General features: G+C 71.6%; 17 protein-coding genes. 14 read left to right on the top strand and 3 right to left on the bottom strand.

Features of this window, described 5'->3' with window-relative positions; genetic code table 11:
• Nucleotides 1-36 precede the first annotated feature (36 nt).
• The 3 genes from KIP89_RS08630 to KIP89_RS08620 all read right to left on the bottom strand — a co-directional run bounded on the left by KIP89_RS08630 (nucleotide 37) and on the right by KIP89_RS08620 (nucleotide 2,786).
• Complete coding sequence (locus tag KIP89_RS08630; RefSeq protein WP_213755459.1) at nucleotides 37-1,254, bottom strand: ABC transporter substrate-binding protein; 1,218 nt, start codon at nucleotides 1,252-1,254, stop codon at nucleotides 37-39.
• A gap of 77 nt (nucleotides 1,255-1,331) precedes the next feature.
• Nucleotides 1,332-2,249, bottom strand: a complete 918-nt coding sequence (locus tag KIP89_RS08625; protein WP_213754965.1) for a DMT family transporter — start codon at nucleotides 2,247-2,249, stop codon at nucleotides 1,332-1,334.
• A 3-nt stretch (nucleotides 2,250-2,252) separates the two neighbouring features.
• A complete protein-coding gene (locus KIP89_RS08620) occupies nucleotides 2,253-2,786 on the bottom strand; it encodes a GNAT family N-acetyltransferase (protein WP_213754964.1) in 534 nt (177 codons plus the stop codon).
• Nucleotides 2,787-2,985: 199 nt separating this feature from the next.
• On the opposite strand from KIP89_RS08620, the gene KIP89_RS08615 reads away from it, so the two are divergent.
• The 14 genes from KIP89_RS08615 (at nucleotide 2,986) to addA (ending at nucleotide 22,776) form a co-directional block, all read left to right on the top strand.
• The gene (locus tag KIP89_RS08615) at nucleotides 2,986-3,495 is read left to right on the top strand and encodes a hypothetical protein (protein ID WP_213754963.1); all 510 of its coding nucleotides are present in this window, start codon (nucleotides 2,986-2,988) and stop codon (nucleotides 3,493-3,495) included.
• Between the two features lie 125 nt (nucleotides 3,496-3,620).
• A complete protein-coding gene (locus KIP89_RS19755; RefSeq protein WP_250152285.1) occupies nucleotides 3,621-4,628 on the top strand; it encodes a L,D-transpeptidase in 1,008 nt (335 codons plus the stop codon).
• A 134-nt stretch (nucleotides 4,629-4,762) separates the two neighbouring features.
• Nucleotides 4,763-5,578 carry a bifunctional demethylmenaquinone methyltransferase/2-methoxy-6-polyprenyl-1,4-benzoquinol methylase UbiE gene (gene ubiE / locus KIP89_RS08605; protein ID WP_213754962.1) on the top strand — a complete coding sequence of 272 codons (816 nt, stop codon included), beginning with the start codon at nucleotides 4,763-4,765 and terminating at the stop codon, nucleotides 5,576-5,578.
• Between the two features lie 4 nt (nucleotides 5,579-5,582).
• Nucleotides 5,583-7,151: a 2-polyprenylphenol 6-hydroxylase gene (gene ubiB, locus KIP89_RS08600; protein ID WP_369807087.1), complete on the top strand. Its 1,569-nt coding sequence runs from the start codon at nucleotides 5,583-5,585 to the stop codon at nucleotides 7,149-7,151.
• A gap of 20 nt (nucleotides 7,152-7,171) precedes the next feature.
• A complete protein-coding gene (locus KIP89_RS08595; protein ID WP_213754960.1) occupies nucleotides 7,172-7,399 on the top strand; it encodes a hypothetical protein in 228 nt (75 codons plus the stop codon).
• Between the two features lie 228 nt (nucleotides 7,400-7,627).
• A complete protein-coding gene (coaBC, locus tag KIP89_RS08590) occupies nucleotides 7,628-8,860 on the top strand; it encodes a bifunctional phosphopantothenoylcysteine decarboxylase/phosphopantothenate--cysteine ligase CoaBC (RefSeq protein WP_213754959.1) in 1,233 nt (410 codons plus the stop codon).
• Nucleotides 8,857-9,336, top strand: a complete 480-nt coding sequence (gene dut, locus KIP89_RS08585; protein ID WP_213754958.1) for a dUTP diphosphatase — start codon at nucleotides 8,857-8,859, stop codon at nucleotides 9,334-9,336. Before coaBC ends, dut begins: the two co-directional genes overlap by 4 nt.
• Nucleotides 9,337-9,409: 73 nt before the next feature.
• A complete protein-coding gene (locus KIP89_RS08580) occupies nucleotides 9,410-9,853 on the top strand; it encodes an RrF2 family transcriptional regulator (protein WP_213754957.1) in 444 nt (147 codons plus the stop codon).
• A 147-nt stretch (nucleotides 9,854-10,000) separates the two neighbouring features.
• On the top strand, nucleotides 10,001-10,984 hold the full coding sequence (cysK, locus tag KIP89_RS08575) for a cysteine synthase A (RefSeq protein ID WP_250152284.1): 984 nt from the start codon (nucleotides 10,001-10,003) through the stop codon (nucleotides 10,982-10,984).
• 144 nt (nucleotides 10,985-11,128) lie between these two features.
• Nucleotides 11,129-13,732: a sensor histidine kinase gene (locus KIP89_RS08570; RefSeq protein ID WP_250152283.1), complete on the top strand. Its 2,604-nt coding sequence runs from the start codon at nucleotides 11,129-11,131 to the stop codon at nucleotides 13,730-13,732.
• 4 nt (nucleotides 13,733-13,736) lie between these two features.
• Nucleotides 13,737-15,548, top strand: a complete 1,812-nt coding sequence (gene tsaE, locus KIP89_RS08565) for a tRNA (adenosine(37)-N6)-threonylcarbamoyltransferase complex ATPase subunit type 1 TsaE (RefSeq protein ID WP_213754956.1) — start codon at nucleotides 13,737-13,739, stop codon at nucleotides 15,546-15,548.
• Complete coding sequence (locus KIP89_RS08560) at nucleotides 15,545-16,279, top strand: nucleotidyltransferase family protein (RefSeq protein WP_213754955.1); 735 nt, start codon at nucleotides 15,545-15,547, stop codon at nucleotides 16,277-16,279. Before tsaE ends, KIP89_RS08560 begins: the two co-directional genes overlap by 4 nt.
• Nucleotides 16,280-16,306: 27 nt before the next feature.
• Nucleotides 16,307-19,363, top strand: a complete 3,057-nt coding sequence (addB, locus tag KIP89_RS08555) for a double-strand break repair protein AddB (RefSeq protein WP_213754954.1) — start codon at nucleotides 16,307-16,309, stop codon at nucleotides 19,361-19,363.
• Nucleotides 19,360-22,776, top strand: a complete 3,417-nt coding sequence (gene addA / locus KIP89_RS08550; RefSeq protein WP_213754953.1) for a double-strand break repair helicase AddA — start codon at nucleotides 19,360-19,362, stop codon at nucleotides 22,774-22,776. Before addB ends, addA begins: the two co-directional genes overlap by 4 nt.
• Nucleotides 22,777-22,812: the final 36 nt, after the last annotated feature.

Raw genomic sequence — 22,812 nt, 5'->3', positions numbered from 1 at the left:
GGGCGCGCGGTCGGCGGATCGTCTGTCGATGGATCGTCAGTCGGCGGCGGGGCGCAGCGCCTTCACCTCGGCGTCAGACGGCAGCACGCTGGCCCCGTCGACATAGCGCGCGCCGGTCATCACGCCCATGCCATGCTTGACCGCCGTGGTGCCGACAAAGGCGCCCATGGTCGCCTGATGGTCGCTGGCGCGGTAGATGAACGGCCCGAACGGCCCGGTCACCTCCAGCCCCTTGAAGGCCGCGATCATGCGTTCGGCGTCGATGCCGCCAGCGGCGCTGGCTTTCGTGAAGCCGGCGGCGAGCGAGCGGATGGTGGCATAGCCGACCACCGAGCCGAGGCGCGGCGGCTCGCCATAGGCCCCCTGATAGGCGTCGAGGAAGGCTTTGTGCGCGGGAAGGACGATGTCGTACCAGGGATAGCCGGTTACCACCCAGCCGACCGGCGCCTCGGCCTTCAGCGGGTCGAGATATTCCGGCTCGCCCGACAGCAGGCTGACCACGAACACGCCCTCCAGCGCCGCGCGGGTATTGGCCTCGCGCACGAATTTGGCGAGATCCGGCCCGAACAGCACGTTGAACACCGCATCGGGCTTGGCATCGGCGATCGCCTGCACCACCGGGCCGGCATCGAGCTTGCCGAGCGGGGTGGCCTGTTCGGCGACGAACTCGACATCCGGCTGGGCGGCGCTGAGCAGCTTCTTGAAGGTGGCGGCGGCGGACTGGCCGTATTCGTAATTCGGATAGACGATGGCCCAGCGTTTGCGCTTGGCGGCCGCCGCCTCCGGCATCAGCATGGCGACCTGCATATAGGTCGAGGCGCGCAGGCGGAACGTGTAGCGGTTGCCGTCCGACCAGGTGATCTTGTCGGTCAGCGGCTCGGCGGCGAGGAAGAACACCTGCCGCTTGGCGGCATAGCCGGCGACCGCCAGCCCGACATGGGACAGGAAGGTGCCGGTCAGCGCGTCCACCTTCTCGCGGGTGACCAGTTCCTCGGCCACGCGCACCGCGTCGCCGGGATTGCCGCCATCGTCGCGGGTGATGAGTTCGAGCGGCCGCCCGGCAATGCCGCCGGCGGCGTTGATCTGGTTGACCGCCAGCTCCATGCCCTTGCGATAGGGCTCCAGGAAGGCCGGCTGCGCCTTGTAGCTGTTGAGCTCGCCGATGCGGATCGGTTCCGCCGCCCGTGCCGGGAGGAGGGCGAGGGCGAGAGCCGTGCCGATCAGGGCCGCTCGAACCAGGGTGCTGCCGCGCATCATGTTTTGTCCCGCCCGCTGGAAATGTTGGCGACAAGGTATCGTCCGCCCGCCCCACGTCCAGCCCTGATCGCGGGTCACGGCCCGATCTCGACCTCGGGCTCGGGTGCCGGGGGCACGCGCCGCGAGGCGATGAGCGCGCCGCCGACAATGAGCGCGGCACCGGCGAGCGTGCTCAACGAGGGCACCTCGGCAAAGGCGAAGAAGCCGATGCCGACCGCCCAGATGAAGGCGGTGTATTCGAACACGCCGAGCCGGCTCGCCTCCGCCCTTTTATAGGCCGAGGCCATCAGCAGATGCCCGCCGGTGCCGAGCGCGCCGATGATGAAAAAGGTGATGAACTCGGCCGGGGCCGGCGCCGTCCAGCTCGTCGCCGCCAGCGGGGCGATGATGAAGCCGGGCAGCAGGTTCTGCAGCAGCACGATGGTCGGCAGCGGGTCATGCGCGGCGCGGCTTTTCAGCGCCACCATGGACAGCGCATAGGTGACGGCGGAGGTGAGCGCCGCCGCGAGGCCCCAGGCATTGGCCGCGCCAGCGCCGTCCACCTCGTGCCAGAGCACCACCAGCACGCCGGCAAAGCCCAGCACCAGGGCGCTGATGATGGTCCGGTCCGGCCGCTCGCCGAGCAGCAGGGCGGCGAACAGGGCGATGAAGATCGGCGCGGTGAAGGAGAGCGCCAGCACCACCGCGAGCGGCAGCACGGCGAGCGCGTAGAAGAAGGTTAGCGCCGTTGCCGCCACCACGAGGGAGCGCCAGATGTGAGGGCGCAGCGTGGCGCGGCTTGGCCATGGCGTGCCCATGGCCCGGAACACCGCGAAGGCGATGAGCGTGCCGCAGACATAGCGCATCAACGCGATCTGCGGCGTCGAATGGTCCGCCGAGACGTGCTTGATGACGGCGTCCATGATCGAGAGCAGGCCGATGCCGGACATGGCGGCCATGGCGGGGCCGAAGCCGGCCGACCCGAAGGCGGCCCGGAGGGGACGGCGGAACATGGATCAGCCCGCCGCGCGCGATGCGATATCGGAGGGGGTCGCCGCGAGGGCGAGGCGATAGGGATATTCCCAGGTCGCCGACAGATCCTTCACCTCGCGCGGGCTGCTCTGGAGGGCGAAGCCGCAGCGTTCATAAAAGCGGTGGGCATCGGTGAAGCGCGTGTCGGTCCACAACCGCAGCTCCGGCGCGCCGCGCGCATGGGCATGGTCGCGGGCGGTCTCGAACAGCGCACGGGCGATGCCGCGCCGGCGGGCGGCGCGGGCGACATAGACCTTGAACAGCTCCAGCGTGCCCGCGGGGGCATCCACATCGCCGGTCGGGGCGATGGCCATGGAGCCGAGCACGGCGCCCTTTTCTTCCGCCACCCAGATGATGCCGCCGCGCCCCGCGAAATGGCTGGCGATGGCGTCGAGTTCGGGGAATTCGGCGGCGCGGTCAAAGACGCAGCCCTCATATTCGGCGAAGGCCGATTCGATCAGCGCGGCGATGGAATCGCCGTCGGCATCACCAGCCGGACGGATCAGAAAGGTGGTCACGAAAGACACTCCGGCCCCGGCGCCGTAAAAAGTCGGGCGGGCATGCGGGTAGGGTTCGACGCGGCGGCGCGGGCGGACTATGTTCGCAAGGCCTTTCCGCGTAAAGCGCAATCCTTATGCTGGTGTTCGAATCGAATGCGATGGGCTTCTGCCGGACCTTTGATCCCTTTCCCGGCACCCGTCCGTCCCGGAGTCGTCGATGAAGCTTGCCCGCCTCCCCGCTAGCCACCTCTCCCGCCGCCGCCTGGTCAATCTGGCCGGGCTGACGGCGCTCGCCGCGCTGACCGCCGCCTGTTCGGCCACCAACCAGACCGCGCCCCAGCCGGTGGAGCCGGCCATGCCGCGCTTCACCTCGCCGATCACGGCGCAGCAGGTGATCGGCAAATGGGGGCTCGCCGCCTATCATCGGCCGGAGGATGCGGCGCGCACCGAGGCGCAGGCCCGGCAGGGCTGCCGCCAGCCCTATCTCATCAATGCCGGCCCGTCGGGCGGCTTCATGATGTATCTGGCCGACCAGTCGCAGCCTTCCGAAGTGGTCTCCAAGCAGGTGCTGCCCGGCCCGATCTATATCGGCCTGCCGGACGAGCCGCCGGGCGCGGAGACCGACCGCGAGGTGCTGCGCTTCGACGGACAGGTGCTGGTGATGAAGTGGCTCGACCCGGAAGTCGCCGGGCGCTACGGCACCATGGTCTATGTGCGCTGCCCGTGAGGCGGCCCTCATGAGCTGAGGCGGGCGGCGCACGCCCCTCGCGCATGACGGTAAGGCGGCACTAACGGGAAATTAACCATGGGGAACCAACCTGTGGTTCATTCCACCCTGCCGGGTTGCCTCCTATGCGCGCTGATTCGTGCTTCCTCCGCCCCATCGTGCCGCTGCGCGCCTGCGCGATCACCGGCGGCGCGTTTCTGACGCTGATCGTCGCGACCGGGTTCGGCGCCGGCCCGGTGCGCGCGCAGAGCGGCATGTACGGCTTCGTCTCCTCCTACAATCTGTATTCCGGCCAGCGGGCCAGCGGGCGCGCGGCGCCGCAGCGGGCGCCCTCCGGCCTGTCCGGCGGCTCGACCTGGCGGCCGGGCGCGGGAAGCGTCTATCCGCCCGCCGGCGCCTATAGCGGCCCACGCCCGAACGTGGATGTCGGCGCCGGCTATGGCGGCACCGGTTATGCGTCGGGCGGCTCGGCGCGCGTGGTGGGCGGCTCCGGTTCGGCGCGGGGCACGTCCGGCGCGGCGCCGCGCGGCACCATCACGGTCACCGCCATGGGCGCGGGGCGCGATGTCGCGCTGCCGCCGGCCGGGGTCGGCGCGGCGGCGGTCGATGCTTATGACGAGGCGGATTACTACGACGAGGACGGCCCGCCGCTGCCGGTCCATCGCACGGCGAGCGGCGGCAAGGGCGTCGATCCGAAATTCGACCGCCGGCTGGTGCGCTATACCAGCTCCGATCCGGTCGGCACGGTGATCGTCGATACCGGCGCGCGCTATCTCTATCTGATCCAGGGCGACGGCACGGCGCTGCGCTACGGCATCGGCGTCGGCAAGGAAGGCTTTGCCTGGAGCGGCACGCAGCGCATCTCCAACAAGCGCGAATGGCCGGAATGGCGGCCGCCGGCGGAGATGATCGCCCGCCGCCCGGATCTGCCGCGCATGATGCAGGGCGGACCGGACAACCCGCTCGGCGCCCGCGCGCTCTATCTCGGCGACACGCTCTACCGCATCCACGGCACCAATGAGCCGGAGACGATCGGCCAGGCGGTCTCCTCCGGTTGCATCCGCCTGCGCAACGAGGATGTGGTCGACCTGTACGAGCGGGTGCCGGTCGGCGCGCTGGTGCGGGTGATCTGAGCCGCCGCCCGCTTCGCGCCCCTCTCCGGCGCCCCCTCTCCCGCGCATGGCTCCTGCCGCGTCCCGGCGCTTGGAGCCGGCCGGTCCCTCCGCTATGGTCCGCGCGATTTTGACCGAGGACGCGGGAGCGGCACATGGCGGCGGGCATCATAGCGGCGAGCAGCGAGGCGGAGGCCGGCGCGGGCGTGGAGACGGAACGCGCCGCCGAGACCCATTTCGGCTTCCGCACCGTGCCGCTGGGCGAGAAGCAGCGCATGGTGGACGAGGTGTTCCACTCCGTCGCGCGCCGCTACGACGTGATGAACGACCTCATGTCGATGGGTCTGCACCGGGTCTGGAAGGACCTGCTGGTCTCGCGCCTGCGCCCGCCGAAATCCGACCGCCCGTTCGCGCTGCTCGATGTTGCCGGCGGCACGGGTGACGTCTCGTTCCGCACCGTCGAGGCGGGCGGGGCCGGCACGCGGGCCACGGTCGCCGACATCAATGGCGGCATGCTCGGCGTCGGGCGCGAGCGCGCCGCGTCGCTGGGCCTGGCCGAGCGGGTGGAGTTCGTCGAGGCCAACGCCGAATCGCTGCCCTTTGCTGACCGCTCCTTCGACGCCACCACCATCGCCTTCGGCATCCGCAACGTGCCGCGCATGGACAAGGCGCTGTCCGAGATGCGTCGCGTGCTGAAGCCCGGCGGCAAATGCTTTGTGCTGGAATTCTCCCGCGTCGACGTGCCCATGCTGGACGCGATCTACGACACCTATTCGTTCAAGCTGATTCCCGGCATGGGCAAGATGGTCACCGGCGACGCCGAATCCTACCAGTACCTGGTCGAATCGATCCGCCGCTTTCCCGCGCCCGAGCTGTTCGCGCAGATGATGCGCGAGGCCGGGCTGAAGCGGGTCGGCTTCACGCCGCTGACCGGCGGCATCGTCTGCCTGCATGCCGGCGTGCGGATCTGAGCCGGTGGCCACTCCCCTCGGTGATTTGCTCCGCCTCGCCCATGCCGGCTTCGTGCTGGCCCGCGAGGGCGTGCTCTCGCGCATCGACCCGGACCTGCTGCCGCCCGGCTCCGAGCCGCTGTTCCGTCTCGCCCGGCTGGTGGAGCGGCGCGGCCCGGCCTCCAGCGCCCAGCGGCTTGGCGCGGCGCTGTCCCGGCTCGGCCCCTCCTATGTGAAGCTCGGCCAGTTCCTCGCCACCCGGCCGGATGTGGTTGGCCCGCAGCTGGCGCGCGACCTTGAACTGCTTCAGGACCGGATGCCGCCCTTCCCGCAGGAAGTGGCGGAAGCGACCATTCTGCGCAATTTCGACCGGCCGGCGAGCGCGGTCTATGCCACGCTCGGCCCGCCGCTGGCTGCCGCCTCGATCGCCCAGGTGCATCAGGGCGAGGTAGTCGAGGCCGATGGCACGGTGCGCCGGGTTGCGGTGAAGGTGCTGCGCCCGGATGTGCAGCGCCGCTTCCGGGTGGACCTGTCCTCCTTCTACCGGGCCGCCCGGCTTGGCGAGCGCACCTCGCCGGAGGGCCGCCGCCTGCGGCTGGTCGCGATTGTCGACACGCTGGCGCGCTCGGTGGCGATGGAGATGGATCTGCGGCTGGAAGCCGCCGCGCTCTCCGAACTCGCCCAGAACACGGAAGCGGAAGAGGATTTCCGCGTGCCGGCGGTCGATTGGGACCGCACCGGGCGCGAGGTGCTGACCACCGAATGGATCGACGGCGTCAAGCTGAACGATCTGGAGGGGCTGCGCGCCAGCGGCCACGACCTGCCGGCGCTCGGCCGCATCGTCATGCAGTCCTTCCTGCGCCACGCGCTGCGCGACGGCTTCTTCCACGCAGACATGCATCCGGGGAATCTGTTCGTCGATCCGCAGGGCCGGCTGGTGGCGGTGGATTGCGGCATTATGGGGCGGCTCGGCCAGAAGGAGCGGCGCTTCCTGGCCGAAATCCTCTATGGCTTCATCACCCGCAACTGGCTGCGCACCGCGCAGGTGCATTTCGAGGCCGGCTATGTGCCGCCGCATCATTCGGTCGAGGATTTCGCGCAGGCGATCCGCGCCATTGGCGAGCCGATCCATTCGCGCCGCGCCAGCGAAATCTCCATGGCCAAGCTGCTCACCCTGCTGTTCGAGGTGACGGCGCTGTTCGACATGAAGACCCGGCCCGAGCTGCTGCTGCTGCAGAAGACCATGGTGGTGGTCGAGGGCGTCGCCCGCAATCTCGATCCGCAGCTCGACATGTGGCAGACCGCCGAACCGGTGGTGCGCACATGGATCGAGCGCAATCTCGGCCCGGCCGGGCGGCTGGAAGATGTGGCGGACGGCTTCGGTGCGCTGGGCCGCTCGCTGCAGACGCTGCCGGACCTGATTGCCCAGGGCCAGCGCATCGCCACCCAGCTCGACGCCGCCACCCGCGAGGGAATCGCGCTGGCGCCGGAGACGATGGAGGCGATCGGCCGGGCGGAAGGGCGCGGCAATCGCTGGATGACCTTCGGCCTCTGGGCCATCGCGGCGCTGCTGGCGGTGCACCTGCTGTTCTGAGGGAGTGGGGAGGCGGCCGCGTGAGTCTCGTTCACAATGAGCGAACCAAGTATCTCGCCACACTGGTCAACACGATCGCGGCGGCCACCATTGCAGCCGGCGTGGTTGCGCCGCTTGTTGCCTTTACCTTTGGCGTGCCAGGTCCGTTCAGCGGTGGTTTTGCGATTGCCGTCAGCGTCGTTTGGCTTTCGACTGGAGCGGCCCTACATTATGCGGTGAGGATTATCCTCGGGAGGCTCAGGCCATGACATGGCTCCAGTGGTACGCTCTCGTCGGCATTCCCGCCCTTCTGCTCGCTGGCGCCTATGCCGCCGTCCGGCTATCGGCGCATGATGATCGGCGCGCCGGACCTGCGGAATGATGGTTGCCGCGTAACGTGGCGGTCTTAATCAAAGCCCTGTCAGAGGATGTTGTCCCTGTGCGGCACGGCGCGGGCGCGCTATAGGCGCTTTCAGTGAGCCGGCGCGGGGGGCATCATGTTCGCAGGCAAGACGGTTCTTCTCATCATCGGCGGCGGCATCGCCGCCTATAAGAGCCTCGACCTGATCCGCCGCCTCAAGGAGCGCGGCGCGGCGGTGCGGGTGGTGATGACGGCGGCCGCGCAGCATTTCGTCACCCCGCTCGCCGCCGGCGCGCTGGCCCATGGCCGCGTGTTCACCGAGCTGTTCGACCGCGAGGCGGAGCAGGATATCGGCCATATCCGGCTCTCGCGCGAGGCGGACCTTCTCATCGTCGCCCCCGCTACCGCCGACCTGATGGCGAAGATGGCGCATGGCCTGGCTGATGATCTCGCCAGCGCCGTGCTGCTGGCGAGCAACCGGCCGATCCTCGTCGCCCCCGCGATGAACCCGCTGATGTGGGCGAACCCGGCCACATCACGCAATGTCGGCCAGCTTCGGGCCGACGGCATCCATTTTGTCGGCCCCAATGAAGGCGCGATGGCCGAGCGCGGCGAGGCGGGCGCGGGGCGCATGGCCGAGCCGCTGGAGATCGTCGCGGCGGCGCAGGCGCTGCTGGCGCCGTCCGTGCCGGGGCCGCTCGCCGGCCGGCATGTGCTCGTCACCTCCGGCCCGACCCATGAGCCGATCGACCCGGTGCGCTACATCGCCAACCGCTCCTCCGGCAAGCAGGGCCACGCCATCGCCGCCGCCGCCGCCAAGGCCGGGGCGCGGGTGACGCTGGTTTCCGGCCCGGTGAACCTGCCCGATCCGGTCGGCGTCACCGTCCATCACGTCGAGACCGCCCGGCAGATGCAGGCGGCGGTGGACGGCGCGCTGCCCGCCGATGCCGCGATCTTCGCCGCGGCGGTGGCCGACTGGCGGGTGGCGAGCGAGGCGGGCGAGAAGATGAAGAAGGACGGCGGCGCGCTCCCGGCGCTCGCCCTCACCGAGAATCCCGACATTCTCGCCGGCGTCGCCCAGCGCACCGAGGGGCGCCCGCGCCTTGTCGTCGGCTTTGCGGCGGAGACGCAGAATGTTGTCGCTTATGCCACCGCCAAGCGCGCCCGCAAGGGCTGCGACTGGATCGTCGCCAATGACGTGTCGGCCCAGAGCGGCATCGAGGGCGGGGTGATGGGGGGCGATCGCAACGCGGTGCATCTCATCAGCGCCGAGGGCGTGGAACCCTGGCCGGTGGCCTCGAAGACGCAGGTGGCCGAGCGGCTGGTGGCCCGCATCGCCGCCTTTCTCGGATCGGAGACCTCATCATGACCGCCACGCTCGACCTGCGCGTTCAGGTGCTGCCCCATGGCCGGGGCCTGCCGCTGCCCGCCTATGCCACGGCGGGCGCGGCCGGGTTCGATCTGATCTGCGCGCTGCCGGAAGGCGAGGCGCTGACGCTCGCCCCGCTCGCCCGCGCCGCCGTGCCGACCGGCCTTGCCATCGCCCTGCCGGCGGGCTTCGAGGCGCAGGTGCGCCCGCGCTCCGGCCTCGCGCTGAAGCAGGGCGTCACGGTGCTCAACGCGCCGGGCACGGTGGATGCCGATTATCGCGGCGAGGTGAAGGTGCTGCTGGTCAATCTGGGCGAGGCGCCGGTGGTGCTGGAGCGCGGCCAGCGCATCGCCCAGATGGTGGTGGCGCCGGTGACGCGGGTTCATCTGGTCGAAGTCGGGAATTTGGACGAAACAACACGCGGTAGCGGTGGATTCGGCTCGACGGGTCTCGACGCGGCGGCGATATCGGGTTAGCCAAGGTCTGCCGAGCCTTTACCGCCAGTGCCTTCCGCCCTGTCGCCTGCCGCCTGTCCAACCGACGAGAGCCATGCCGCGCCTGTCCGACAAGAGCCTGCTCGCCATTGCCGCGGTCGTCGACGTCGCGCTGCATGCGCGCGGCATGCCGGTCGCCGCCAAGGCGCTGGCCGCCCGGCACGATCTGCCGCCCCGCCATCTCGAACCGGTGCTTCAGGCGCTGGTCCATGCCGGCGTGCTGAAGGGCGTGCGCGGCCCGCGCGGCGGCTATGAGCTGGCCCGCGAGCGCCGGCGCATCAGCGTCGCGGAAGTGGTGCGCGTGGTCGAGGCGGAAGCCGACGAGGCGATGGAGACGTCTCCCGCCATCGTGCGCGACATCGTCCAGCCCGCCGTCGCGGAAGCCGAGCGTGCCTTCGAGGCGGCGCTGGACGGGGTGACGGTGGAAGATCTCTGCCGCGCCGCCGCGCAGGACACGCTGCGCAAGGGCATGCCCGAAGGCATAGATTTCACCATATAATTCTGTTTATTAATTGCATCCTCGACATTACGTCGTGAATAAGCTAGCGATAGCCTCCAAGGACGGGGCGCCCCTCGGCGTGCCCGCGACAGGCAACGTTACGGGGTGAAGGCCGGTTCCCGGCTCTCCCGTTTGCAGGAGGCGTTCATGGCCGAGGCCGCCGTCACTTCATCCGCTCCCGCCGCCAAGGCGGGCCGTGGCCGGGTCTACAGCTCGATCACCGAGACCATTGGCGATACCCCGCTGGTGCAGCTCAACCGGCTGCCGGCCGAGCGCGGGGTGAAGGCGCGCATCCTCGCCAAGCTCGAATTCTTCAACCCGCTCGGCTCGGTCAAGGACCGCATCGGTGTGTCGATGATCCAGGCACTGGAAGAGGCGGGCCTCATCCGCGCCGGCACGGTGCTGGTCGAGCCGACCTCGGGCAATACCGGTATCGCGCTGGCCTTCGTCGCCGCCGCCCATGGCTACCGGCTGATCCTCGTCATGCCCGAATCGATGTCGGTGGAGCGCCGCAAGATGCTGGCCCTGCTCGGCGCCGAACTCGTGCTCACCCCGGCGGCGCAGGGCATGCGCGGCGCCGTGGCCAAGGCCGAGGAACTGGTCAAGGAACTGCCCGACGCCATCATCCCCCAGCAGTTCCGCAACCCGGCCAATCCGGCGGTCCACCGCCGCACCACGGCCGAGGAGATCTGGAACGACACCGACGGCGCGGTCGATGTGGTGATTTCCGGTGTCGGCACGGGCGGCACCATCACCGGCCTCGGCCAGGTGCTGAAGCCGCGCAAGCCGAGCCTGCGCATGGTCGCGGTGGAGCCGGAAGACAGCCCGGTGCTTTCCGGCGGCCAGCCCGGCCCGCACAAGATCCAGGGCATCGGCGCCGGTTTCGTGCCGGACGTGCTCGACCGCTCGGTGATCGACGAGGTGGTGACGGTGGGCAACCAGACCGCCTTCGAGACCGCCCGCGCCGTCGCCCGGCTGGAGGGCATTCCGGTCGGCATTTCCTCTGGCGCGGCGCTGGCCGCGGCGCTGGAAGTGGGCGCGCGGCCGGAGATGGAGGGCAAGACCATCGTCGTCATCATCCCCTCCTTCGCCGAGCGTTACCTCTCCACGCCGCTGTTCGAGGGCCTCTGAGCGGTCGCCATCCCCAGATGCGGCGACCCGTTTTGGTCGCCGCCCTTCTAGTGCGACTCACGCTTGGGTACAGTCTCGGTGATTCGGTCGCGCGATGGCGCGGCAGACCGGGCAAGCGACAGTCGGCAAGGGGGACGGGCGCGGATGGCGCAGCCGGCCGGCAATGACCAGGCCATGGACCAGCAGGGAGCGACGCCGCCCCCGGCGCGTGGCCTCGTCTCGCGCCTTTGGCCCGTCCGCCGCCGGCAGCCTGAGCCCGATATGGCGCCCCGCCTTGCCCCACGACTCGCCCGCCGCCTCGTTGCCCTGCTGCTGGTGGCGCTGCCCGCCGGCGCGCTGGCGCAGACCGGGCCGAGCGCGCCGGATGCCTTTTCCGATCTGCTGGCCGCCATCGCCGCCCAGCAGCCGGACGCGCTGATCGCGCTCGCTCTGGTGCTGGGCCTGATCGCCTTCGCCACCACCACCGCCATCGTCCATGTGCGCTTCCGCCGGCTCACCGCCGAGCGCGAGCAATTCGCCTTTGGCGAGATTTCGCGGCTTGAGGCGCGGATCGAGGAGGGGCGGGCGCTGCTCATGGCCGAGCCGCAGATCGTCGTGGTCTGGCGCGATCCCGCCGCCGACCCGGAGATCATCGGCAACACCCCGGCCTTTACCGGCGTCGCCGCGCCGACCCGCATCCTCGCCTATGGCGCCTGGCTCGCCCCCGCCTCGGCGCGCGAACTGGAGGCCGGCGTCGACCGGCTGCGCGCCTCCGGCATGCCGCTGACGCTGACCCTCGCCGCGCAGGATGGCCGGCATATTGAGGCCGATGGCCGCCCGGTCGGCTCGGCGGTGATCCTGCGCCTGCGCGACATTACCGGCGTGCGGCTCGACCATGCCCGGCTCACCGAGGCCTATCGCGGCCTCGACGCCGAGACGGCGGCGCTGCGCCGGCTGCTCGATGCGCTGCCCGCTCCGGCCTGGCTCGGCAGCGCCGACGGGCAGCTTCGCTGGGCGAACGCGGCCTATGCCCATGCGGTGGAGGCGCGCGACGGGCAGGACGCGGCCCTGCGCGGGCTCAATCTCATCGACCAGCAGGGCCGCGCCCAGGCGGCGCAGGCGCGGGCCGCCGGCAGCGCCTTTTCCGCCCGGATGCCGGTGGTGGTGGCCGGCAAGCGGCGCCTGCTCGACGTGCTGGAAGTCGGCACCCCGGCCGGTCTTGCCGGCATCGCGCTCGACGCGACCGAGGCCGAGAGCGTGCGCACCGAGCTTGCCCATGTGGTGAGCGCCCACCGGCGCACCCTCGACCAACTCGCCACGGCGGTCGCCATCTTCGGCGCCGACCAGCGATTGGTCTTCCACAACGCCGCCTATGCCAGCCTGTTCGAACTGGACCCCGGCTTCCTCGACGACCGGCCGACCGACACGGCGGTGCTCGACCGTCTGCGCGCCGCCCGCCGCCTGCCCGAGCAGGCGGATTTCCGGCTGTGGCGCGAGGAGCTTCACGCCGCCTACCGCGCCATCGAGCCGCGCGAGCACTGGTGGCATCTGCCGGGCGGGCGCACGCTGCGCGTCGTCACCGCGCCGAACCCGGAAGGCGGCATCACCTATCTGTTCGACGAGGTGACCGAACGCCTCGCGCTGGAGAGCCGCTACAACGCGCTGATCCGCATCCAGAGCGAGACGCTGGACGCGCTGGCCGAGGCGGTCGCGGTGTTCGGCAGCGATGGGCGCCTCGGGCTGAGCAATTCCGCCTTCGCCCGGCTGTGGGCGCTCGACGCCGCGCTGCTCGCCGCCCATCCGCATATCGACAAGGTGGCCGAGGCCTGCCGCCCGCTTGCCGGGGATGCCGATGTCTGGGGTCGCCTGCGCGCCGCCGTCACCGGCATCGAGGCCCGCATCCCGACCGAGTTCCGCATGGAGCGCACGGACGGCGCCATTCTCGACGGCTCGACCCAGCCGCTGCCCGATGGCGGCACGCTGATCACGCTGCGCAATGTGACCGACAGCGTGAATGTCGAGCGGGCGCTGGTGGAGCGCAACGAGGCGCTGGTGGCGGCCGACCACCTCAAGAGCACCTTTGTCAGCCATGTGTCCTATGAGCTGCGCTCGCCGCTGACCACGATCATCGGCTTCGCCCAATTGCTCGACGACACCGGCATCGGCCCGCTCAATACCCGCCAGCGCGCCTATGTGAGCCACATCACGGACTCCAGCGCGGCACTGCTGGCGATCATCAACGACATTCTCGACCTCGCCACCATCGACGCCGGCGCGATGACGCTGGACCTCGCCGAGGTGGATATCCGCGCCGCCATGGACGCCGCTGCCGAGGGCGTGCGCGACCGGCTGGGCGAAGGCGGCATACGCCTTGCCATCGAGCCCGGCAGCGCCTCCGGCACCTTCCGCGCCGACGCCAAGCGCGTCCGGCAGATCCTCTATAACCTGCTCTCCAATGCCGTCGGCTTCGCCCCCGAGGGCTCCGCCGTGACGCTGTCGGCCGAGCGCGGCGACAGCGAGGTGGTGTTCCGCGTGCGCGACGCCGGGCCGGGCATTTCGCCGGAAATCGCCGAGCGCGTGTTCGACCGTTTCGAGAGCCACACCGCCGGCACGCGCCATCGCGGGGCGGGGCTCGGCCTGTCGATCGTGCGCTCGCTGGTCGCGCTGCATGGCGGCACCATCACCCTGACGCCGGCGCCCGGCGGCGGCACGCTGGTGACCTGCACCTTCCCTCTTGAGGCCGGCGCCGGCCGGATCGCGGCGGAGTAGCGCCATGGCCGAGACCCGCAGCACCGCCCCCGTGCCCACCCCCGCCGTCGCCCATTGGGAGGTGGTGCTGCCGGATGAGCACGCCACCGGGCGCCTCGCCATGGACCTCGCGGCCCTGTTGCAGGCGGGCGACGTGGTGGCGCTGGAGGGCGATCTCGGCGCCGGCAAGTCGACGCTGGCGCGGGCGCTGATCCGCGAGCTGGCGCAGGACCCGCTGCTGGAGGTGCCCAGCCCGACCTTCACGCTGATCCAGACCTATGACCTGCCCCGCCACCGCGTGGTTCATGCCGATCTCTACCGGCTGGGCGACACCTCGGAGCTGGAGGAGCTGGGCTGGTACGACCTGACCGATGGCGCGGTGACGCTGGTCGAATGGCCGGAGCGGGTGGGCGAGGGCGCGCTGCCGGCCAACCGGCTGGAACTGCGCATCACCATTCCGCCCGAAGCCCCGGAACAGCGCCGCCGGGTGCGCCTGCTCGGCCATGGAAGGCTGGCCGGCGCGCTGCGCCGGATGCGAGCGATCCGCTCGCTGATCGACACCGCCGGCTTCGGCCCGGCGCAGCGCCGCCATCTTCAGGGCGACGCCTCGACCCGCACCTATGAGCGGCTGATCGGCTCGCGCCGCAACGCGGTGTTGATGAACGCGCCGCGCCGGCCGGACGGCCCGATCGTGCGCGACGGCAAGTCCTACAGCGCCATTGCCCATCTCGCCGAGGACGTGAAGCCCTTCGTCGCGCTGGCCCGCGGGCTGAAGGGGCTGGGTTTTTCCGCCCCCACCATCTACGCCGCCGATCTCGACGCCGGGCTTCTGGTGATGGAAGACCTGGGCGAGGAGGGCGTGCTTGCCGGCACGCCGCCCGCGCCGATGCCGGAACGCTATGAGGTGGCGGTCGACGTGCTCGCCGCCCTGCACGCGCTGGATCTGCCGGACACGCTGCCGGTTGCGCCGGGCATCGACCATGTGCTGCCGGCCTATGATCTCGACGCGCTGCTGATCGAGGTCGAGCTGCTGCTCGACTGGTATCTGCCGCATCGCGGTCTGCCGCCGGCGGCGCCGCTCGCCCGGGCCAGCTTCCGCCGGCTGTGGACGCAGGCGCTGGCCGGCTCGCTGGCACAGAAACCGAGCTGGGTGCTGCGCGACTATCATTCGCCGAACCTGATGTGGATCGAGGAACGCGACGGGCTGGAGCAGATCGGCCTGCTCGATTTCCAGGACGCGGTGATGGGCCCGCCGGCCTATGACGTCGCCTCGCTCACCCAGGATGCGCGCGTCGACGTGCCGGAGGAACTGGAGCTGGCGCTGCTCGGGCGCTATCTCAAGGCGCGCCGCGCGGCGGAGCCGGATTTCGACCTGCGCAGCTTTGCCGCCTCCTATGCGGTGATGGGCGCCCAGCGCGCGACCAAGATCCTCGGCATCTTCGCCCGGCTGAACCAGCGCGACGGCAAGCCCGGCTATCTCCGCCACATTCCGCGCATCTGGTCCTATCTCCAGCGCAGCCTCGCTTTCACCGACCTCGCGCCGCTGAAAGCCTGGTTCGACGCCCATGTGCCGCCGCCCGAGGGCGAGGTGCCCGGCGAGATGCTGGCGGCCGCGCGCGCCGCCGCGCCGCCCTCCTTCCTCGCGCGACCCGCCGCACCGGTGCCGCCGCTGCCGGCGGAAACGGGGGACGAGCCTGCTGATGATCCGATTGACGATCTGGCGGGTCTGCCGGAGGAGGCGCCGCCTGTCATCGAAACGTCATCAGCTTCCGGCACCCCCGAGGCCGTGACGACCGACATGCCCGCCGCGCCGCCGAGCCCACCGAACCCTTCATGACCCTCGCCCGTTCCCCGATCCACACCGCCATGGTGCTCGCCGCCGGCCTCGGCACGCGCATGCGCCCGCTGACCGACCGTCTTCCCAAACCTCTGGTGGAGGTTGATGGGCGCGCGCTGATCGACCATGTGCTCGACCGGCTGGCGGATGCCGGGGTCGAGACGGCGGTGGTCAACCTCCATTACAAGGCGGACATTCTCGAAGCCCATCTCGCTCGCCGCGCCGGCCCGCCCGCGCTCATCCTGTCCGATGAGCGGGACGAACTGCTCGACACCGGCGGCGGCATCGTCCGGGCGCTGCCGCTGCTGGGCGAGGGGCCGTTCTTCTCCATCAATTCCGACACGATCTGGATCGAGGGCATCCGCCCGAATCTGGCCCAGCTTGCCGCCGGCTTCGATCCCGCCACCATGGACGCCCGCCTCCTGCTGGCGGCGACCTCGACCTCGATCGGCTATGACGGCGCGGGGGATTTCACCATGGATCGCGACAGCCGGCTCACCCCGCGCGCCGAGCGCATGGTGACGCCCTTCGTCTATGCCGGCGCCGCGGTGCTCTCGCCCCGGCTGTTCGAGGGCGCGCCCGCTGGGCCGTTCTCGCTGACCCGGCTGTTCCGCCGCGCCGCCGAGGCGGGCCGGCTGTTCGGGCTGCGCATGGAAGGGGTGTGGATGCATGTCGGAACGCCCGATGCGATCGGCCAGGCCGAGGAGGCCATCCGCCGTTCGACCGCGTGATCTGATGGCGCGCGCGGAGGCCGGCCGATGAGCACCCTCCCGGCCGGGCGCGCCGTGCCGCGCCTGTTCACCATCCCGCCCTCCGTGCCGTTCCTGCCGACACTCACCGACGCGCTGCTCGACGGGCGGCTGATCGAGGGCTTCGCGCCGGGGAATGACCCGCTGGCGCTGGCCTCCGCCACCATCTTCCTGCCGACCCGCCGCGCCGGGCGCCTGCTGGCCGAGGCGCTGACCGCGCGCATGCCGGCCGGCGTCACGCTGCTGCCGCGCATCGTGCCGCTCGGCGATGTCGACGAGGATGCGCTCGCCTTCGCCGAGAGCTACACCGGCCCGCCGCGCGCCGTGCCGCCGACCACGCGGCGTCTCGCTCTGGCCAATCTCGTCGCCCATTGGCGCGGCGCGCTGGCCGGCGACGATGGCCGCGTGGCGGTCGCTGCCGGGCCGGGGGCGGAACTGGCGCTGGCCGATGCGCTCGGCAAGCTGATCGACGAGATGGCGGCGCAGGAAGTGCCGTGGGACCGCTTCGATACGCTGGTGCCGGGCGAGCACGATGCCTATTGGGACATGGCGCTCGATTTCCTGAAAGTGGCCCGCGATTTCTGGCCCGCTTTGCTGGCCGAACGCGGCGAGGTCGATGCCAGCGTGCGGCGCGACACGCTGATCGCCGCCGAGGCCGAGCGGCTGGTCCGCCAGCCCGATGCCGGGCCGGTGATCGTGGCGGGGTCCACCGGCTCGATGCCGGCGACCGGGCGGCTGCTTGCCACCGTCGCCCGCCTGCCGCGCGGCTGCGTCGTGCTGCCCGGCCTCGACACCCATCTCGACGAACCGTCCTGGCGGCTGCTGACGGATGAGGCGGCGCCGGCGCCGAGCCATCCGCAATTCGGTCTTGCTTTGCTGCTCGGCCGGCACATGGCGACCGAGCGCGCCAGGGTGACGGCGCTGGCCGAGCCGGCGCCGCATGGGCGCGAGGCGCTGCTGTCCGAGGCGCTGCGCCCGGTTGCCACCACCGAGGCCTGGGCGAGCCTCGACGAACGCCTGCCGGCCCGCGCCATCGACGCCGCCTTTGCCGGCATCAGCCTGATCGAAGCCGAGGATTCACGCGAGGAGGCGCTGGCCATCGCGGTGGCGCTGCGCGAGGTGCTGGAGACCCCGGACGCGACCGGCGCGCTGATCACGCCCGACCGCGACCTCGCCCGGCGCGTCGCGGCGGAACTGCTGCGCTTCGGCGTCGCCATTGACGATTCGGCCGGTGAGCCGCTGTCCGAGAGCGTGTCCGGCCGCTTCGCCCGGCTGGTGGCGGATGCTTGCGCGCAGGGATTCGCCCCGGTGCCGCTCGCCGCGCTGCTGCGCCACAGCCTCGCCCGTTTCGGTCTGGAGCGGGTGGCGCTGGACGATGCCGCCGACGCGCTGGAACTGATGGTGCTGCGCGGTCCGCGCGCCGCTGCCGGCCCGCAGGGGCTGCTTGCCGCCGCGCGGAGCTTCGATCCCACCCTGCACCACCGCAGCGACCCGCGCGCCGCGCTGGGCGAGGACACGCGCCAGCGCGCCGCCGATCTTGCCGCGCGCCTCGCCGTCGGGCTCGGCCCGCTCGCCGCGCTGGAGGCGGGCACCCATCCCTTCGCCACGCTGCTGGCAGCGCATCGCGCGGCGGTCGAGGCGGCGTGGAGCGGGCCGGATGGCGGGGCGGCCGAGGAGGACAGCGCGCTCAGCGAACTGGCCGGCGCCTTCGAGGCGATGGCCGAGGGCGCGGGCCTTGCGGCGCAGATGAGCCTTGCCGACTACGCCGCCGCGCTGCCGCTTCTGCTGGCCGACCGGCCGGTGCGCCCGCCGCTGCTGGCCGGCGCCCGGCTGCGCATCTTCGGCCCGCTGGAAGCCCGCATGATCCATGCCGATCGGACGGTGCTGGCCGGGCTTGTCGAGCAGACCTGGCCGAGCACGGTGCGCACCGACCCCTGGCTCAGCCGGCCGATGCGCGCCGCCCTGGGGCTGGAGGCACCGGAGCGCCGCGTCGGCCTCTCCGCCCACGACTTCGTGCAGGCCTGCGGCGCGCCGGAACTCATTCTCTCGCGCCCGCGCAAGATGGGCGGGGCGCCCACCGTGCCCTCGCGCTTTCTCCAGCGCCTCGCCGCCGTGAGCGGGCCGGAACGCTGGCAGGCGGCTCTGGCGCGCGGCGACCGCTACCGCCGCCTCGGTGCGCTGATCGACGCCGATCCGCGCACCGCGCCGATCCGCCGGCCGGAGCCGGCGCCGCCGCTGGCGCTGAGGCCGACCCGGCTCAGCGTCACCGAGATCGAGACCTGGCTGCGCGACCCCTACACCATCTATGCCCGCCATGTGCTGCGCCTCGGCCCGCTGGCCGAGCTGGACGAGACGCCCGGCGCCGGGGAACGCGGCAGCGCCATCCACGAGGCGCTCGGCGCGTTCGCCCGCGATTTTCCCGAGGGGCTGCCGGCCGCGCCGGAGGCCGTGCTGCTCGGCTATGGACGGCAGGCCTTTGCCGCGCTCGAAGCCTTCCCGGCCGAGCACGCGCTGTGGTGGGCGCGCTTCGAGCGGCTGGTGCCGCGCTTCATCGCCTGGGAGCGCGGCCGGCGCGCCAGCGCCCGGCGGGTCTTCGCCGAGATCGGCGGGCGGCTCGCTCTGGCCGGCGGGCGCTTCACCCTGACCGGCCGCGCCGACCGGATCGAGCAATTGCGCGCCGGGGGCCTCGCCGTGATCGATTTCAAGACCGGCGCCGTGCCGACCGCCAAGCAGGTGAAGGCCGGGATTTCGCCGCAACTGCCGCTGGAGGCGGCGATCGCCGCCGGGGGCGGCTTCTCCGACGTGCCGGCCGAAAGCACGGCGGCGCTGACCTATGTGCGGCTCGGCGTGACGGAACTCAAGGAAACCAGCGCCGAGGCCGGCGAACTGGCGGCGGCGCTGGCGACGGAGACGCGGGCGCGGCTGGAGCAGCTGATCGCCGCTTTCGAGAACCCGACGCGCGGCTATGCCTCGCTGGCCCGGCCAATGTTCCGGGGCCGTTTCGGCGACTATGACCATCTCGCCCGCGTCAAGGAATGGTCGACCGGCGGGGAGGGCGATGAATGAGCGAACTGCTCTCCACCCCGGCGCTGCGCGACGCCACCGGGCTTCAGGGTCAGGCGTCGGACCCGGCGATTTCCGCCTGGGTCTCGGCCAATGCCGGCTCGGGCAAGACCCATGTGCTGGCGCGCCGGGTGATCCGGCTGCTGATGCGCGGCGTGCCGCCGGGCCGCATTCTGTGCCTCACCTATACCAAGGCCGCCGCCGCCAATATGGCGAACCGGGTGCTGGACGAGTTGCGCCGCTGGGTGACGCTGGACGATGCCGCGCTCGACGCCGCGATCATTGCCGCCGATGGCGGCGCGGTGGATGCCGCGCGCCGCGCCCGCGCCCGCCGGCTGTTCGCGCAGGCGCTGGAAACGCCGGGCGGGCTGAAGATCCAGACCATCCACGCCTTTTGCGGCGCGCTGCTGCATGCCTTTCCTTTCGAGGCGGGCGTCCCGGCCGGCTTTGGCGAGCTGGACGAGCCGGGCCGCAAGGAACTGCTCGCCCGCGTGCGCGCCGATGTGGTGCTTCAGGCGGCCGGGGCGCCGGCGAGCCCGCTCGGCCGGGCGCTCGGGCTGCTGGTGGATCAGGTGTCCGATACCGGCATCGAGGACATCATCGCCGCCATCATCGCCGACCCGCAGGTGCTGGAGGCCAGCGAGGCGGAACTGGCCGAGGCGGTGGGGCTGGCCGGGCCGATCGACCCGCGCGAGGTGGAGCGGCGGATCGTCGAGGAGGCGCTGCTGCCGCGCGGCTCCTGGATCGGGCTCGGCCGGGCCCTGATCGAGGAGGGCGGCAATTGCGCCAAGCGCGGCCGGGGCCTGCTCGCCGCCGATGCCGCCCCGCCCGATGCGGCGGCGGACGCCTATGCCTCGGTGTTCCTGAAAGAGGATGGCGAGGCCTATGACGAGAAGCAGTTCGGCGCGGCGGCGGTGCGCGCGCGCTACCCGCTGCTCATCACCGAGCGCGACCGCGTGGCGCCGCTGGCCAAACTCCTGGCCGCCGCGCGCGCCTATGAGCGCAGCCGGGCGGTGCTGGCGCTGGGGCGTGAGGCGGTCCGCCGCTATGAGCGGGCCAAGGCGGCGCGCGGCGTGCTCGACTTCGCCGACCTCGTCAACCATGCGCGGCGCCTGCTCGCCTCCGGCGCCTCGGCCTGGGTGCATTACAAGCTCGATCAGGGCATCGACCATGTGCTGCTGGACGAGGCGCAGGACACCAGTCCCGAACAATGGGAGGTGATCCGCCCGCTGGTCGCCGAATTCTTTGCCGGCGAAGGAGCGCGGGCGGAGCCCTTGGGTCTTCCCCGTTCGCTCTTTGTGGTGGGCGACGAGAAGCAGTCGATCTTCTCGTTTCAGGGCGCAGATCCCCGCCGCTTCGACACGGTGCGGCGCGAATTCGAACGGGCCGGCGGGGCGAATTTCCGGCATATCCCGCTGAAGCATTCCTTCCGCTCGGCGCCGGGAATCCTCGCGGCGGTGGACGAGGTGTTTGCCCAGGAAAGCGCCCATCGCGGCCTGTCGGCCGACAATGCGCGCCCGCTACATGAGGCGATCCATGCCAGCCTGCCGGCGCTGGTGGAGCTGTGGGAGCCGGAGGCGCCGAGCGCGGCGGTCGATATCGACGCCTGGCAGCGCCCGCTCGACGCGCCGGCGGCGGACAATCCGAAAGCGCGGCTGGCGGTGAACATCGCCCGCCACATCGCCGCGCGGATCGCGCAGCGTTTCCCCCTGAGCGGGCGGCACGGCGCGCGCGCCGCGCGGCCGGGCGACTTTCTCATATTGGTGCGCCGGCGCGACAGCCTGTTCGAGGCGATCATCCGCGAGCTGAAGCAGGCGCATGTGCCGGTGGCCGGCGCCGACCGGCTGGTGGTGGCCGAGCATATCGCGGTGATGGACCTGATGGCGCTCGGCGACGCGCTGCTGTCGCGCGACGACGAACTGGCGCTGGCCTGCGCGCTGAAAAGCCCGCTCTTTGGTTTCGACGATGATGACCTGATGGAACTCTGCCCGGAGCGCACGCGGCGTCTGGAGGAGGCACTGGTCGCGCGGGCAGAGGAGAATCCCAAATGGGCGGGGGCGGCGGCGCGGCTCGCCCGGCTGCGTGTTGAGGCGCGGCGGCTGCGGCCGTTCGATTTCTATGCCCGCGTGCTCGGGCGCGAGCGCGGCCGCGCTGCCATGCTGGCCCGGCTCGGACCGGAGGCGGCGGACGCGCTTGACGAGATGCTCGCGCTGGCGCGGGCCTATGAAAGCGTCGAGGCGCCCTCGCTGGCCGGCTTCCTCGCCTTTCTGCGGCGCGGCGGCGCCGAGGCCAAGCGCGACATGGAGGCGGGGCGCGACGAGGTGCGGGTGATGACGGTGCACGGCGCCAAGGGACTGGAGGCGCCCTATGTCATCCTGGCGGATACGACGAGTGGGCCGATGACCCGCCGCAGCGCCGGGCTGGTACGCATCGAGACGGCCGACGGGCGGCGCCTCGCCGTTCATGCGCCCTCGAAGAAACGCGACACGCCGGCCATCGCCGCCGCCCGGCAGAAGGAAGATGACGCGCAGCAGGACGAATATCGCCGTCTGCTCTATGTCGCGCTGACCCGCGCCGAGAGCGCGCTGGTGCTGTGCGGGGCGGACCCGGCCAAAGCGCGGCCGGCCGAGTGCTGGTACAACCTCGTCCATGACGCGCTGGCGCCGGACGCGGTGGAGCATCCGGCCGTCGGCTTTGCCGGCACTGTGCGGCGCTGGCGGGCGCAGGACGTGCCGGCCCCGGATCTGTCCCCGGCGCCGGTGTCGACGGCACTGTCGGCCGGCGCTGAGGAAAGCGAGCTGGCCCGCCGCCTCGCCCGGCCCCCGACGGGAGCGCCGGCGCCGCGCCCGTCCGTGCGGCCCTCCTCGGCCGCGCCCGTCGCCTCGGCGGATCGGGCGGGGATGGCGGCGGCGCGCGAGCGGGGCGAGCTGTTGCACCGGCTGATGGCGGGGCTGGCGGAGGTGCCGGCGCCGGAGCGGGCCGCGCCCGGGCGGCGCCTGCTGGCGGCTGCCTCGGACCTGCCGGAGGCCGCGCGCGAGGCCCTGCTCGCCGAGGTGCTGGCGGTGCTCGACCTGCCCGAACTCGCCCCGCTGTTCGGCCCCGGCGGGCATGCGGAAGTGCCGATCGTCGGCACGTTGGAGGATGGCACGGCCGTCTCCGGCCGAATCGACCGCCTCGCCGTGCTGCCGGGCCGGGTGCTGGTGGCCGATTTCAAGACCGACCGGCATGTGCCGCAACGCGCGGCAGACCTGCCGGCCGCGCATGTGCGGCAAGTGGCGCTGTATGCGCGGCTGCTCGGGAAACTGTTTCCGGGCAAGGAGATCGCGGCCATTCTGGTCTATACGGCCGGCCCGCGCGCCCATTTGCTGGAGCCTGCCGCGCTGGCGGCAGCTGGGGATCGCGTCACGTCGCCGTGACGCTGCCTTGACGCAAGCTAGGGGCGGTACCTAGGT

It is taken from the genome of Ancylobacter radicis (assembly GCF_018449475.1).
GTDB classification, from domain to species: Bacteria; Pseudomonadota; Alphaproteobacteria; order Rhizobiales; family Xanthobacteraceae; genus Ancylobacter; species Ancylobacter radicis.
This window is presented reverse-complemented; position numbering and strand designations above follow the sequence as displayed.

Bases quoted from the DNA above. Each gene is read 5' to 3' on its own strand.
- KIP89_RS08630 (WP_213755459.1), bottom strand. From the start codon at position 1,254: ATGCGCGGCAGCACCCTGGTTCGAGCGGCCCTGATCGGCACGGCTCTC.
- KIP89_RS08625 (WP_213754965.1), bottom strand. From the start codon at position 2,249: ATGTTCCGCCGTCCCCTCCGGGCCGCCTTCGGGTCGGCCGGCTTCGGC.
- KIP89_RS08615 (WP_213754963.1), top strand. From the start codon at position 2,986: ATGAAGCTTGCCCGCCTCCCCGCTAGCCACCTCTCCCGCCGCCGCCTG.
- KIP89_RS19755 (WP_250152285.1), top strand. From the start codon at position 3,621: ATGCGCGCTGATTCGTGCTTCCTCCGCCCCATCGTGCCGCTGCGCGCC.
- ubiE (WP_213754962.1), top strand. From the start codon at position 4,763: ATGGCGGCGGGCATCATAGCGGCGAGCAGCGAGGCGGAGGCCGGCGCG.
- coaBC (WP_213754959.1), top strand. From the start codon at position 7,628: ATGTTCGCAGGCAAGACGGTTCTTCTCATCATCGGCGGCGGCATCGCC.
- dut (WP_213754958.1), top strand. From the start codon at position 8,857: ATGACCGCCACGCTCGACCTGCGCGTTCAGGTGCTGCCCCATGGCCGG.
- KIP89_RS08580 (WP_213754957.1), top strand. From the start codon at position 9,410: ATGCCGCGCCTGTCCGACAAGAGCCTGCTCGCCATTGCCGCGGTCGTC.
- cysK (WP_250152284.1), top strand. From the start codon at position 10,001: ATGGCCGAGGCCGCCGTCACTTCATCCGCTCCCGCCGCCAAGGCGGGC.
- KIP89_RS08570 (WP_250152283.1), top strand. From the start codon at position 11,129: ATGGCGCAGCCGGCCGGCAATGACCAGGCCATGGACCAGCAGGGAGCG.
- tsaE (WP_213754956.1), top strand. From the start codon at position 13,737: ATGGCCGAGACCCGCAGCACCGCCCCCGTGCCCACCCCCGCCGTCGCC.
- KIP89_RS08560 (WP_213754955.1), top strand. From the start codon at position 15,545: ATGACCCTCGCCCGTTCCCCGATCCACACCGCCATGGTGCTCGCCGCC.
- addB (WP_213754954.1), top strand. From the start codon at position 16,307: ATGAGCACCCTCCCGGCCGGGCGCGCCGTGCCGCGCCTGTTCACCATC.
- addA (WP_213754953.1), top strand. From the start codon at position 19,360: ATGAGCGAACTGCTCTCCACCCCGGCGCTGCGCGACGCCACCGGGCTT.